The organism is Exiguobacterium sp. OS-77, assembly GCF_000414195.2.
Classification (GTDB): domain Bacteria; phylum Bacillota; class Bacilli; order Exiguobacteriales; family Exiguobacteriaceae; genus Exiguobacterium_A; species Exiguobacterium_A indicum.
The window spans coordinates 1,034,446-1,048,878 of the sequence record NZ_DF239008.1; the positions used below are offsets into that span (position 1 = coordinate 1,034,446).

13 protein-coding genes and 1 other annotated feature are annotated in these 14,433 nt (G+C 43.0%); of the genes, 10 read left to right on the forward strand and 3 right to left on the reverse strand.

All coding sequences use genetic code 11. The features are described 5' to 3' along the window. Position 1: 1 nt before the first annotated feature. From fabF to EXG77_RS05005, 3 genes are all read left to right on the forward strand, one after another. On the forward strand, positions 2-1,240 hold the full coding sequence (fabF, locus tag EXG77_RS04995) for a beta-ketoacyl-ACP synthase II (RefSeq protein WP_023468901.1): 1,239 nt from the start codon (positions 2-4) through the stop codon (positions 1,238-1,240). Positions 1,241-1,463: 223 nt separating this feature from the next. Continuing rightward, positions 1,464-2,891, forward strand: coding sequence for a peptide ABC transporter substrate-binding protein (locus EXG77_RS05000; protein ID WP_158408701.1), 1,428 nt, complete (start codon positions 1,464-1,466; stop codon positions 2,889-2,891). Between the two features lie 205 nt (positions 2,892-3,096). Further along, positions 3,097-4,740: a peptide ABC transporter substrate-binding protein gene (locus EXG77_RS05005; RefSeq protein WP_023468899.1), complete on the forward strand. Its 1,644-nt coding sequence runs from the start codon at positions 3,097-3,099 to the stop codon at positions 4,738-4,740. Positions 4,741-4,838: 98 nt separating this feature from the next. On the opposite strand, the gene trpS is transcribed toward EXG77_RS05005, so the two are convergent. After that, positions 4,839-5,840 (reverse strand): tryptophan--tRNA ligase, encoded by a 1,002-nt coding sequence (trpS, locus tag EXG77_RS05010; RefSeq protein WP_029342196.1) that lies wholly within the window; start codon positions 5,838-5,840, stop codon positions 4,839-4,841. Between the two features lie 51 nt (positions 5,841-5,891). After that, positions 5,892-6,097: a binding site (T-box leader), on the reverse strand. A 56-nt stretch (positions 6,098-6,153) separates the two neighbouring features. Next, positions 6,154-6,534: a DUF3899 domain-containing protein gene (locus tag EXG77_RS05015; protein ID WP_035396667.1), complete on the reverse strand. Its 381-nt coding sequence runs from the start codon at positions 6,532-6,534 to the stop codon at positions 6,154-6,156. Positions 6,535-6,806: 272 nt separating this feature from the next. Here EXG77_RS05015 and EXG77_RS05020 point away from each other — a divergent pair, with 272 nt between their 5' ends. The 5 genes from EXG77_RS05020 (at position 6,807) to EXG77_RS05040 (ending at position 12,765) form a co-directional block, all read left to right on the forward strand. Continuing rightward, positions 6,807-8,420, forward strand: coding sequence for a peptide ABC transporter substrate-binding protein (locus EXG77_RS05020; protein ID WP_035396669.1), 1,614 nt, complete (start codon positions 6,807-6,809; stop codon positions 8,418-8,420). A gap of 333 nt (positions 8,421-8,753) precedes the next feature. Continuing rightward, positions 8,754-9,680, forward strand: a complete 927-nt coding sequence (opp3b, locus tag EXG77_RS05025) for an oligopeptide ABC transporter permease (protein WP_023468895.1) — start codon at positions 8,754-8,756, stop codon at positions 9,678-9,680. Further along, positions 9,680-10,711 carry an oligopeptide ABC transporter permease gene (gene opp3C / locus EXG77_RS05030; RefSeq protein ID WP_023468894.1) on the forward strand — a complete coding sequence of 344 codons (1,032 nt, stop codon included), beginning with the start codon at positions 9,680-9,682 and terminating at the stop codon, positions 10,709-10,711. Before opp3b ends, opp3C begins: the two co-directional genes overlap by 1 nt. A 27-nt stretch (positions 10,712-10,738) precedes the next feature. Next, the gene (locus EXG77_RS05035; protein ID WP_023468893.1) at positions 10,739-11,812 is read left to right on the forward strand and encodes an ABC transporter ATP-binding protein; all 1,074 of its coding nucleotides are present in this window, start codon (positions 10,739-10,741) and stop codon (positions 11,810-11,812) included. Next, complete coding sequence (locus EXG77_RS05040; RefSeq protein ID WP_023468892.1) at positions 11,812-12,765, forward strand: ABC transporter ATP-binding protein; 954 nt, start codon at positions 11,812-11,814, stop codon at positions 12,763-12,765. The genes EXG77_RS05035 and EXG77_RS05040 overlap by 1 nt, the downstream gene beginning before the upstream one ends. A gap of 47 nt (positions 12,766-12,812) precedes the next feature. On the opposite strand, the gene EXG77_RS05045 is transcribed toward EXG77_RS05040, so the two are convergent. Continuing rightward, complete coding sequence (locus tag EXG77_RS05045) at positions 12,813-13,346, reverse strand: HD domain-containing protein (RefSeq protein ID WP_023468891.1); 534 nt, start codon at positions 13,344-13,346, stop codon at positions 12,813-12,815. A gap of 224 nt (positions 13,347-13,570) precedes the next feature. Here EXG77_RS05045 and EXG77_RS16415 point away from each other — a divergent pair, with 224 nt between their 5' ends. Both EXG77_RS16415 and spxA read left to right on the forward strand, forming a co-directional pair. Further along, the gene (locus EXG77_RS16415; protein ID WP_023468890.1) at positions 13,571-13,708 is read left to right on the forward strand and encodes a hypothetical protein; all 138 of its coding nucleotides are present in this window, start codon (positions 13,571-13,573) and stop codon (positions 13,706-13,708) included. Positions 13,709-13,880: 172 nt separating this feature from the next. Beyond that, on the forward strand, positions 13,881-14,279 hold the full coding sequence (gene spxA / locus EXG77_RS05050) for a transcriptional regulator SpxA (RefSeq protein ID WP_012370920.1): 399 nt from the start codon (positions 13,881-13,883) through the stop codon (positions 14,277-14,279). Positions 14,280-14,433: the final 154 nt, after the last annotated feature.

The window sequence follows — 14,433 nt, forward strand, 5'->3', positions numbered from 1 at the left end:
GATGATGAGAAAACGCGTTGTAGTCACAGGAATCGGAGCACTGACACCAATCGGGAACGATGCTAATACATTCTGGGAAGCATTAAAAGAAGGAACGAACGGGATTCGACCGATGGAGCGTCTCGATATCGATGAATATCCAACAAAGGTCACTGGCGAATTGCAGAACTTCGACGTGACAGAATTCATCGAGGCGAAAGAAGCACGCAAGATGGACCGCTTCGTTCATTACTCACTTGTCGCAAGCATGGAAGCTGTAAAAGATGCTGGAATTGATATCAAGTCGATTGCTGAACGTGCAGGTGTCTGGATTGGATCAGGGATCGGTGGCGTGGAGACAATCGAGAAACAAGCAAAAATTTACTTCGAGCGCGGACACCGTCGTGTCAGCCCGTTCTTCATTCCGATGATGATTCCGAACATGGCAAGCGGTCAGGTATCGATCTATACCGGAGCCAAGGGGCCGAATAACTGTTCTGTCACAGCATGTGCTTCAGGAACGAATGCGATCGGGGAAGCACTTCGTGTCATCGAACGGGGCGATGCAGATGTCATGATTGCTGGTGGAGCGGAAGCACCAATCACGAACTTAGCGTTTGCTGGTTTTTGTTCCAACAAAGCGATGTCAACGAATCACGATCCTGAGACAGCAAGCCGTCCGTTTGACGAAGGACGTGATGGATTCGTCATGGGAGAAGGAGCAGGCATCTTGATTCTTGAAGAGTACGAGCATGCGGTAGCACGTGGCGCAAAAATCTATGCCGAAGTCAGTGGGTATGGATTAACAGCTGACGCCTACCACATCACAGCTCCAGATCCAGATGGAGACGGTGGAGCACGTGCGATGGCAATGGCAATCCAAGATGCAGGTATCGCACCAGGAGCAGTCGGATATATCAATGCACACGGAACGAGTACACCGATGAACGACATTCTTGAAACGAAAGCGATCCACAGTGTCTTCGGTGAACAGGCAAAACAACTCGTCGTCAATTCGACGAAATCGATGATTGGTCACTTGCTTGGTGGCGCAGGTGGGGTCGAGGCGATTGCGACGATTAAATCGCTACAAGAACAAACCGTTCACCCAACGATTCATCTCAAACAGCCGAGTGAAGGTTGTGATCTTGATTACGTGACGGAAGGTGCACGGAGCGTCGAATTGAATTACGCCCTGAGCAACTCGCTCGGGTTCGGTGGACACAACGCATCACTCGTCTTCAAACGTTACGAAGCTTAAGCTTAAGCGATTCCCTTGGAAAAACGAGGGGGTCGCTTTTTTGCTGATTTTCTGATTCAATAGAGAAATGCGTGTTTGACGCAGAAAGGAGTCGTTTATGACTAACATCACAAGAAAAACATCAATCCTGATACTGATCCTATTTTTATTGATTGGTCTCAGTGGTACGCTCATATATCGTCTATCATCTCAAAAGACGAAAACAGATCAGGAGACCCAAGCAGTGAAGGTTGAATTAATTGAATCATCACTCCCGAAAACATCCGATATTGCGTTAGCGACGGATAGCCGTTCTCAGACACTGTTAGCACAACTGTATGAAGGATTATATGTCTTTACTTCTGGGACATCCGTCCGTAGAGGATTAGCACAGGATATGTCAGTCTCAAAGGATCGTCTGACGTATACGATTCAACTCAAACAAACGAAAAATGCGCAGGGTCAGTCGATCACGGCACAAGACTTTGTCGATAGTTTCCGACGTGTAGCAGCTAATAAGACGAATTCTCCTTATGGTTTTTTATTTGAAGTGTTTGAAAATGGACGTGCCGTCAACGACGGAAAAATGAAGCCAGAGCGTTTAGGTGTAAAGGCGAAAGGACGCGATCAACTTGTCATCACGCTGAATCAGCCGGTTTCGAATCTAAAAGAATTACTCGCGATGTCCGTCTTTTATCCCCAACCGGAATCTAAGAAGTGGCAGGAGCTCACGGGTAATGGTGCGTTTACACTAGAACAGATGTCGAAAAACGGATATACGCTTAAGAAAAACAACCAGTATCATCAACAAAATGTTGTCACGGTCGAGAAAGTGAAAAGTCGCATCATCTTTGATCATCAGACGCAATGGAGTACGTATGAGAACAGTAAAGCAGCGATTCTTCCGTTACAAGAGAGTGTCGAAACACAAGAAGATCAAGTCTCTCGACCAACCTATCAAAAAAAGCGAAGCGGTGTCTTTTATATCGCATTTAATCAAAAAAATGAAGCCTTCCGCGAAAAAACACTCCGACAACGAATTGCTTACGCCTTGATAGAAAAAGAGTCCGTTCAACTTCCTTTAGGATATGCAGGCATTCCGACGAATCGATTCGTTGTCACAGATACGAATGTATTAATGACAGAACCGGTACAAGTAAAAAAAGAAAATGGTAAACAACAGAAGAAACAACGAATCGAGATGCTTAATTTTGATGATCCACAGGCAAAACGGATCGGGAAACAGCTCGAGACGTATCTTGAGAAACAGTTGCCTGATATTGATATCGTCCTTAAACCCGTTGCGATTGAAGAGAAAATAAATAAAGAACAATCAGCACAATATGCGATGACACTTACAGGTTGGATGCCAGATTATCCAGGTCCACTTGCGTATTTGAATCAGTTCGTTTCGGATAATCCGTTAAATTCCGTAAACTATCAATCCGATACGTATGATCAGACGATTGAAAAAGCACGACAGACACAAGATGTAAAGAAAAAACAAGCACTGTATCATCAAGCGGAAAAACGTTTAATTAAACAAGATGCTGTCATCGTTCCTTTGTATCAGACGACTGAAAAATTATATGTTTCTGATACGATTCAAGGAATTGAAGTCCCCATCTATGGACCAGAATACCTACTTCGATCGATGAAAATTCTAAAATAATTATTTAACTGGGACTATTTTTGCGTGTGGTCCCAGTCTTTTTTGAAAAAATATTTAGAAAAATCGGATAAAAGGTTTGCAAAATTATCAGAACATTGTAAACTATTTGTAACGAAGGGTTTGATTCGAATATAGTAATTCTTTTTTTTTCGGTCAAAAACCTGACAGTATCATGCTTTTAGAATTTTAGGGGGGTCATCGTAACATGAAGAAGAAAAGCTTTGCTCTAGCTACATCTGTAGCTCTCGTATCAAGTGCGTTCCTCGCAGCTTGTTCGACAACGGATTCAGGCGACAAATCGGGCGACACAGGTTCAAGCAAAAAATCAAGTGAACAAACGCTTAACTTGATTGAATCAGCTGATATTCCTACACTGAACCCGACGACTTCGACGGACTCAGTCTCATTCAACGTGTTGAATAACACGATGGAAGGTCTGTACCGTCTTGATGACAAGCAGCAACCAACACCAGGTATTGCTGAAAGCCACAAAGTATCGGACGACAAGTTGACGTACACGTTCAAATTACGTGATGCGAAATGGTCTGATGGTACACCACTTACGGCAAAAGATTTCGAATATGCATGGAAAGAAGTTCTAAATCCTGAGAACGCTTCACAGTATGCATATGTCTTCTACAATATCGAAGGTGCAGAAGAGTACAACACGAAAAAAGGCGATCGTGATGCTGTCGGTGTTAAAGCAGTCGATGACAAAACGCTCGAAGTTAAGTTAAAAGCACCTGCAGATTACTTCCTCGGTCTCACTGGATTCGGACCATTCATGCCGAAATCAGAAGAACTTTCGAAGAAAATCGGGAAAGACTTCGGTTCGACTGCAGATAAGTCGCTCTATAACGGACCATTCAAATTAACAGAGTGGACACGTGAGCAAGGCTGGAAAATGGTTAAAAACGATAACTACTGGGATAAAGATGCGGTCAAACTTAAAACGATCAACGTTAAGGTCGTTAAAGAGACAGCGACAGGTGTTAACCTTTACGAAAAAGGTGACATCGATCGTACAGGTCTAACTTCTGAGTTTGTTGCTCAGTACAAAGACAATAAAGAGTTTAAAACAAAAGGTGAATCAACAATCTTCTACCTTTACCTCAACACAAAGGTAAAAGCACTTGATAACGAAAAAATCCGTCGCGCCATCGATATGGGTTACAACAAAAAAGGAATCACGGATGTTATCCTTGCAAACGGATCACTTCCAGCAAACTATCTTGTACCAAAAGATTTCGCGAAAGACGCTGACGGAAAAGACTTCCGTGACAAGTATCCAACATTCAACGAATACAATGCAGACGAAGCGAAAAAACTCTGGGAAGAGGGCTTAAAAGAAATCGGTCAAAAATCGGTTGATCTTGAACTCTTGAACTATGATAGCGATGATTCGAAGAAAATTGGTGAGTTCTTGAAAGGCGAGCTTGAGAAAAACCTTCCAGGTATGAAGGTTACGATCAAGCAACAACCGTTCAAAAACAAACTTGATCTTGAGAACAAAGGCGATTTCGAGTTCTCAGTAGCGGGCTGGGGTCCTGACTATCAAGATCCAATGACGTTCCTCGATCTCTTCGTCACTGGCGGACCATACAACCGTGGTAAATGGTCAAATGAAGAGTACGATAAACTCATCAAAGACGCACAAACACAAACAGATGCAGCAAAACGTTGGTCTGAATTGCAAGAAGCTGAGAAAATCCTTCTTGATTCTGCAGCGATCTCACCTGTTTATCAGCGTGGACGTGCATTCCTCGTTAAACCATACGTCAAAGGAGTCGTCGAGCATAACTTCGGCGCAGACTTCTCTTACAAATGGGCTTCGATCGAAGGAAAATAAGCAAAATAAAAACTACTTCCGATTTCATCCGGAAGTAGTTTTTTTGTTTGGAAATATCAAAAAAGACCGGAGCATTCCGATCTCTTTTGGAGAAAAACTTATTTTTTTACTTTGGCACGCTTCCGCTGTAAGCCCATTGCCTTCTCGATTTTCGCGAGTTTTTTAGCGGCAACGGCTTCAGCACGGTCACGCCCAGCATCAAGAATCTGATCGAGTTCTTCCGAATCAATCAATTCATAGTAGCGTTGTTGAATCGGTTCAAGTTCCGAAATGATCGCTTCGGCGACATCTGCTTTAAATGTTCCGTAGTTCGAACCTTCATATTTAGTTTCGAGATCTGGAATCGAGATGCCAGCGAGTAGGGAGTAGATCTCAAGCAAATTCGACACACCTGGTTTGTTTTCTCGATCGAATTTGACGATACCTTCCGAGTCCGTGACGGCAGATTTCACTTTTTTACGAATGACGTCTGGTGCGTCAAGCATCGAGATGAAGCCTTTTGGATTCTGATCAGATTTTGACATCTTTTTGTCTGGCGTCGTCAGGCTCATGATCCGAGCTCCTGACTCAGCGATGATTGGTTCTGGTAATGTGAACGTCTCATAGTAACGACTATTGAAACGCTGAGCTAGGTCGCGCGTTAACTCAATGTGTTGTTTTTGATCATCCCCGACCGGAACGAGTTCCGCATCATAGAGTAGGATATCGGCTGCCATGAGTGTTGGATAAACAAACAGACCTGCACCAATCCGGTCTTTTCCTTGAGATTTATCTTTATACTGTGTCATACGCTCGAGCTCACCCATCCCGGAGAGACACGTCAACATCCAGCCGAGTTGCGCATGCGCTTTGACTTCCGATTGAACGAAGATCGTTGATTTTTCTGGATTCAGACCACTTGCGATGTAAAGTGCAGCGAGTGCACGTGTATTGTTCATCAGTTCGACACGATCGATATCGACCGTGATCGAATGTAAATCAACGACGCAATAATACGCATCATGCCCGTCCTGTAAGTTAACGAAGTGTTTCATGGCACCTAAGTAATTTCCGAGTGTCACTGTTCCTGTTGGTTTGATACCTGAGAAAATCGTTTTCATAGTGAAATCCCTCCAAATAATAAAATCAAAATAAAAAACGTCCCTTGAAAATCAAGGGACGAATCATCGCGTTGCCACCCAAGTTGCTATTCGCATAGCCGCTCAATTTGCTGTAATGGGCAACCCCATCTGACTCTACTTGATTCAAGTCAGCCACTCGAAAGTCCATTCACGTAGGCATCACCTGTCCATTTTCAGCACCATGGACTCTCTGAAAGGGATGTACCTAAGTTACTACTCTTTGTCGTCGTGTTTTCTTGTTTAATTCCTTTAAGTTTACCATACGATAGAAGACACGTCACGGTGATTTCGATTAAAAGTAAGAGATGATCAGCGATACGATAATGAAGATGACACCGCTAGATACATAAGGTTTTGTTCGCGCAGAAGCCCGATTTTGCTTTTTACGGAGGACTTCTTCCTCTTCGTCATCATCTTCGTAGTAATCACCATCAATCTCTCGAAGCTTTGCTTCCCGTTGTTTTTTAAATCCAGCTGTCATGCCACGGAAGAAGCCGTTAGCCGACATGTTGGAAAAGAATCCGATTGCCATCAGCAAAAAGCCTCCAATGAACAACCCACCGGATAGATGGTATATAATACCGTGCGTCGAATCGATGATAGTCGCCCATATCGTATAAAGTAACACCAGAATGACCGCAGTGATGACCGGTCGGAAATAGGTCGATCGCATGAAAAATCCCCCTTTATTGCATTGATACTCTTAGTATACGAAACTTTTAATCCTGTTACGAATCAGTAACAGACGAATGATGCAAAATAGCAAATAGTGTGACTATTTACTTGACGTTAATGCTATTCTCACATAAAATCAATTTATCACTTCGTTTAGGTTTTTGAAACTAGGTCAATGGATTTTGGGGAATACATTGCAGTTTCGACGGGACGTTATTGATGTCATAGGCATTATGGCAACTTGGAAATTGAAAAGGAGATGACTTACCGATGAAGAAAAAAACAGTCGGTCTTGCTTTATCCGTCATGCTTGCAGGAAGCGCTGTGCTTGCTGGATGTTCGACAGGTGGAGGAGACAGTGATTCAGGTTCGACAGACGGAAAGAAAAATTTACGTTTGACGGATACATCGGATATCACGACAGTTGACCCAGCGAAAGCTACGGATGCTGTCGCGTTCAACATGATCGGGAACACGATGGAAGGTCTTTATCGTTTAGACAAAGACGGAAAAGCGATTCCAGCACTTGCAGAAAAAACAGATATTTCAAGTGACAATTTAACGTATACGTTCACACTTCGTGATTCGAAATGGTCTGACGGTACGCCGGTCAAAGCACAAGACTTTGAATTTGCATGGAAGCGTGCAGCTGATCCGAAAACAGGTTCTGGTTATTCTTACATCTTTGACACGTTAAAAAACGGCTCTGATGTGACAAAAGGTAAAAAATCTGTCGACGAACTCGGTGTTAAAGCAATCGATGACAAAACGTTAGAAGTAAAACTTGAGCGTCCGGCTCCTTACTTCCTCTCATTGACATCTTTCGGTACGTACACGCCAATTAGCGAAGATTTCTACAAAAAGAATGAAAAAGACTTCTCACTTAAACCAGATAAATTGCTTTATAACGGTCCTTTCGTTTGGGAATCGTGGAAAACGGATTCAAAACGTGTTCTGAAAAAGAACGATAACTACTGGGATAAAGATGCCGTCAAACTTGATGAAGTTACGATCAGTGTCGTTAAGGATACGTCAACAGTAGCGAATCTTTATGATTCAAATGAGATTGATTATGCAGCTCTGACTTCAGAGCAAGTTGAAGCTTATAAATCGAAGCCGGAATTCAAAACAGCTCTTCGCTCTTCGATTGCTTATTTGAAATTCAACAACGAAGATGCAACGATGAAGGACGTGAATGCACGTAAAGCCATCGCTCGTGCGATCGATCCAAAAGGAATCACGGATACGCTTCTTGCGAACGGATCGATTCCAACAACAAGCTTCATTCCAAAAGAATTTGTCAAAGATGCATCAGGAAAAGACTATACAAGCGACATCAACTGGTTCGATCGTGATGCTAAAGAAGCAGCAGATCTTTGGAAAAAAGCAAATGGTAACAAAAAAACAACGATTGAATTGCTCTCATTCGATAGTGAAGATGCGAAAAAAATCGGTGAGTATATGAAAGGTCAAATCGAGAAGAATCTTCCAAACGTCACAGTTGCCATCAAGCAACAGCCGTTTAAGAATAAACTCGATCTTGAAGCAAAAGGAGATTATCAAATCTCTTACTCACTTTGGGGTCCAGACTACCAAGATCCAATGTCTAACCTCTCGATCTTTGAATCAACAAACAGCCAAAACGACGTCAAGTATAAATCCTCTGCTTATGATAAATTGTTGAATGCAGCGAATGAAGAGTCAGATTTAACAAAACGTCTTGATCTCTTTAAACAAGCGGAAGCACAATTGATCGAAAAAGATCAAGCGATTGCTCCAATTTATCAAGCTGGTTCTGCATATTTAAGCCGTCCGACGGTCAAAGATTTCAACCGTCAATTGTTCGGAGCAGATTTCCAATACAAATACGTTGACATTAAGTAATCGAGAATGGGAGCGTCCCCTGATCAGTTCGGGTACGCTCCTGTTTTATACTACTTTTTCTGAATGGAAACTCATTTTTTACGAAAATGTGAAAGTTTCGTAAAAAAGTAGTTCTAATTACTTTGTTAGCAAAGTATAATGGAATCAAACGAAAAATTCTGACTATTGGATGAAATTAGAAAAACATCCAAACGAACATCAAATCAAAGCACAATAAAAAAGAATTTTTAAATTTTTATGACAAAATTCTTGAATGTTCCGACAATTGTGGGTCATACTGATTTTATTGATGTTTCGAAAAAAACAGAAAATCTTTATAGGGGGTGCCATCTTATGGGCCGTTATTTAGCTCAACGCCTGATCTACGGCGTAATGACGTTTTTACTCATCGCTTCGTTCACTTTCTTCTTGATGGATCTGCTACCAGGTTCACCGTTCCAAAACCAGGAGAAACTTTCTCCTGAACAGTTGAACATCCTTCGGGATAAGTACAACTTGAATGATCCACTTCCGCAACGCTACGCAGCGTACATGGTCAACTTGTTCCAAGGAGATCTTGGTATTTCATTTAAGTATGATAGCCGTCCGGTAACGGATCTGATCTCTGAACGAATTGGACCATCGGCTCAACTTGGAGTTCAGGCGTTGATTCTTGGCGTCCTACTAGGGCTTGTACTTGGTGTTATCGCGGCGCTTCGTCACAACACAGTGATTGATTATGGTGCGATGTTCGTATCGGTTATCGGGATCTCAGTACCTTCCTTCGTATTCGCCTCACTCCTTCAGTACTATGTCGGCGTGAAATGGGGCGTTTTGCCAGTCGCGTTCTGGGAAAGCCCGGCGCATACTATTTTACCGACCATATCGTTATCACTTGGGGTCACGGCCTCGATTGCTCGATTCGTCCGTACAGAGATGTTGGAAGTTACAGGTCAGGATTACGTCACGTTAGCTAAAGCAAAAGGCCTAGATGGTCAAGCGATTACTTGGAAACACATGGTTCGGAATGCTTTGATTCCGGCAATCACGATTCTTGGACCGATGACAGCTGCGCTAATCACAGGTACGCTTGTTATTGAAAAAATCTTTGCGGTACCAGGACTGGGTGAGTTATTCGTATCATCGATCACACAAAATGACTACACGGTTATCATGGGAACGACGTTATTCTTCTCGGCAGTCTTCATTCTCATGATCTTAATCGTCGATTTACTGTACGGTGTCGTTGATCCACGGATTCGTTTGGGGGGTAACAAATAATGGCTGAACAAAATTCAAATGCAAAATCAGAACAGTTTGATTCGTCACTGTTCCAACACGTTGAGTTCAATGAACAGGCGGGAGAACGCCTTGCTGGTAAAAGTTTAAACTTCTGGCAAGATGCATGGATGCGTTTGCGTAAGAACAAAGCGGCGATCCTATCGTTAGCGGTCATCATCATCATCGCGATCATGTCACTAGTGGGTTCTTCACTTTCTGGTAATGATCCTTATACCCAAACAATCACACAGGCTAAACTTCCGCCTAAAGTTTCAGGGTTAGAGTGGGCTGGTTTTGATGGTATGGCAACACTTGGTGAAACACCGATTGATTTTTATAAACAAAAACAGGTGACAGAGAACTTCTGGTTTGGTACGGATCACCTTGGTCGTGATCTTTGGTCACGTGTCTGGGAAGGCACAAAGATTTCCTTATTCATCGGTTTAATGGCAGCAGTCATTGACGTTCTCGTAGGTGTCACATACGGTGGTATCTCTGCTTATTATGGTGGACGTGTCGATAACATCATGCAACGGATTGCTGAAATTTTGACAGGTGTACCGAACTTGATCTTAATTATCTTGTTCATCTTAATTCTTGAACCAGGGATTACGACGATCATCCTTGCGATGACGATTACCGGCTGGATCGGGATGAGCCGACTTGTTCGTGGTCAAATTTTGAAACTAAAGAACCAAGAGTTCGTTCTTGCAGCACGGACACTTGGTGCTTCTAGCACACGGTTGATCTTCAAACACTTGATTCCAAATACCTTGGGAACGATCATCATCTCACTCATGTTCACGATTCCAAGTGCAATTTTCTTTGAAGCATTCTTAAGCTTCATCGGTTTAGGACTTGCACCACCACAACCGTCACTTGGTACTTTGATCAACGAAGGGTATAAAGAACTCAAAACGTTCCCTTACTTGCTCGTTGTTCCATCGACGGTCATCGTACTCCTCATGATCAGCTTCAACATGTTGGCAGATGGATTACGTGATGCGTTCGACCCACGTTTACGACGCTAACGGAAACTAGAGAGGAGCTCATTCACAATGGAAACTATTTTATCTGTTCGCGACCTGAATGTCGCTTTCCATACGTATGCCGGGACGGTTCAAGCCGTCCGCGGTGTATCGTTTGATTTGAAAAAAGGCGAGACACTCGCAATCGTTGGTGAGTCTGGTTCTGGTAAGTCAGTTACTTCAAAAGCAATCATGCGTTTGATTCCAAACCCACCGGGTGAAATCACGAAAGGCGAGATTTTATTCGAAGGTCGTGACTTAGTTAAGCTTTCCGATAAAGAGATGCAAAAAGTCCGTGGTCGTGATATCGCAATGATCTTCCAGGATCCAATGACATCACTTAACCCGACGATGACAATCTATAAACAAATCGCTGAAGGCTTAAAACGTCACCAAGGTTTAACGGGTGACGCAGCGAAGAAACGTACACTCGAACTTTTGACACTCGTAGGGATTCCAAACCCAGAAGCGCGTCTGAAACAATACCCACACCAATTATCAGGTGGGATGCGTCAACGGATTGTCATCGCGATCGCACTTGCTTGTAACCCGAAAGTATTGATTGCGGATGAGCCGACAACTGCACTCGATGTTACGATTCAAGCTCAGATTCTTGAGTTATTGAAAGACATCCAGCAAAAAACGGGTACAGCGATTATCTTCATTACACACGATTTAGGTGTCGTAGCGAACATGGCTGACCGTGTAGCCGTCATGTATGCTGGTAAATTGATTGAAAAAGGAACGGTAGATGAGATCTTCTATGAGCCACGTCATCCATACACATGGGGACTACTTGGTTCGATGCCACGTCCATCGGATGACCGTTCGCAAGATCTTCCAGCAATTCCTGGAACGCCACCGAACTTGATGCACCCACCAGTAGGTGATGCGTTTGCACCGCGTAATAAATACGCGATGAAGATTGATTTCGAGAAAGAACCACCTTTCTTCAAAATCTCAGATACACACGAAGCGGCGACGTGGTTGCTACATCCACAAGCACCATACGTCGAACCACCTGCAGCAATCCGTGACTTGGCATTAAAATACCGTCCGGACAGCGTGTTCTCAAAATCGCTTCTGAAAGGCGGTCTGAAGTAATGGAAAACCGTAAGAAACTACTTGAAGTAAAAAACTTAAAACAACACTTTAATATTGGTCGCGGTCGTGTCGTTAAAGCAGTCGATGGTCTCTCGTTTGATATCTATGAAGGAGAAGTGCTCGGTCTTGTAGGGGAGTCAGGCTGCGGTAAATCGACAACTGGTCGTTCGATCATCGGCTTGTATGATGCGACAGACGGCGAAGTCATGTTCAAAGGTGAAAACGTACACGCGAAAAAATCGCGTAAAGAGAAACTGAAGTTTAACCGTGCGATGCAAATGATCTTCCAAGATCCATATGCCTCTTTAAATCCACGTATGACAGTCGGTGATATCATCGCTGAAGGTATCGATATCCATGGCTTAGCGAACTCGAAAGAGGAGCGTAATAACCGTGTGTATGATTTACTTGAGACTGTTGGTTTAACGAAAGAACACGCGAGTCGTTACCCGCATGAGTTCTCAGGTGGTCAGCGTCAGCGGATTGGGATCGCACGCGCACTTGCTGTAGAGCCGGACTTCATCATTGCGGATGAGCCGATTTCAGCACTCGATGTATCGATTCAAGCCCAAGTCGTCAACTTGATGAAAAAACTACAACGGGATCGCAGTTTGACATACTTGTTCATCGCCCACGATTTATCGATGGTCAAGTATATCTCAGACCGGATCGGTGTTATGTATCAGGGTCACCTCGTTGAATTGTGTGATGCAGATCGTCTGTATGAGAATCCAGTTCATGCGTATACGAAGTCACTTCTATCTGCGATTCCGCTTCCGGATCCAGAGCACGAGCGGACACGTAAACGGATTATCTTTGATCGTCCGACGAGTGGACCGGTTGGTAAATCGGATGAAGATTCGAGCATTCCACCACTTCGTGAAATCGAGCCAGGTCACTTCGTTTCGATGACGGATGCAGAACTTGAAGCGTATCAAGCGCAACTCGTATAATTTTTTAAAATAAAAGGCATTTCCACGTTGATCGTGGAAATGCCTTTTTAATTTTCTGATGCGATACGCGGTAGATGAGCAAATCGGTGGACGACTGAATCGATCGCATCAAGACGACGCATGGCTTCTTCAAAGTCAATTTTTTCGTAATGATGGAGTCCGCCCGGCTGTTCTTCCAGCGTATCCGCATCATGAACAAGTTGTTGAAGAGGTGTTCGGTTGATCGCACCTGGTGGGAGATAGGAATCCGTATGCAAAAGAACAGCGAGAGCAATTTCTTTTGCGCGTGCTGGTTCTTCACCAAGGCGAATCAATAGTTTATGAGCACGTTCAGCTCCTTTAATGGCATGAATATCATTTTGGCGATATAAATCATAGTTCCAAGTGCCGTCTGTATACCATTCGTAATGACCAATATCATGTAAGAGTGCTGCCTTCGTAGCAGTGTCAGCATCTAAACCACGTTTCGTAGCGAGTGTCAGTGCGCGTTCCGCTACTGAAATCGCATGATTCAAGCCAGAACGAGATAAATATTTTTGAGCGATCGGATGATCGAGAATCGTAACGAGTGTTAATGCCATGAATGAAAAACTCCTTTCTGAGCGTTGATATTTCTATATACTCTACAGAAATTTGAAAGAAATTGCAACTATTTTTCATTTATCAATCGACAATCTCACATATTTAATTGCTTAAAGTAGGAATAGATTTTTGAGATACGTGGTATACTTACTAGTGTAGAAGATGATTTATTCGCTTTCGTATGGTTGTTAGTTCTGTTTCGGGCCGAATGGGGTGTCGGAATATGAAAGAACGTGACAAGAAGAAAAAGCTGAAGAAGCGCCTTTTGCGGGACATTTTAGAGAAAAAACTGAAAGAAATGAAACTTCCTAAAGCAAAAGAGACGATTTCTCAGCCATTTGATCACACGCCAGCTTGTTAAAGCCACGTGGTGGCTTTAACAAGCTTTTTTACGAAAAGTTCTTTCATCTTTAGAAAAAAGCTAGGTTTTCTGCTTTATTAGATGTAAACTGTCAAGTAATAGAACCATCATCAATATCTGCTTATTCACATAGGTGTTGAATGATGTTAAATCAGGGGGAGGATGTTTTTCAATGGTAACACTCTATACTTCACCAAGTTGTACTTCTTGTCGGAAAGCACGCGCGTGGCTTGAAGAACATGAAATCCCGTTCGTAGAACGTAATATCTTTTCTGAACCATTATCGCTCGATGAAATCAAACAGATTCTTCGTATGACGGAAGATGGAACGGACGAGATTATCTCAACACGTTCAAAAGTCTTCTCGAAACTCGATGTTTCCGTTGAAAACTTATCGTTGCAACATCTATACGATTTGATTCAAGAATACCCGGGATTATTGCGTCGCCCAATCTTGATTGATGAAAAACGCCTTCAAGTGGGATACAACGAGGATGAAATTCGTCGATTCTTACCTCGCAAGGTGCGTACGTTCCAACTTTTGGAAGCGCAGCGTCTTGTCAACGAGTAATTTCAAAAAGCACGCTGCTTCGTGAGCAGTGTGCTTTTTGTTACCGATAAAAAAGGTTAAAATAAAGATAACAAAGGAATAGAAATATATCCTTCGGATTCAAAACCATGAATCCAAGTTATGTCCTCGTTCGTATTCTAGATAAGGAACGAGA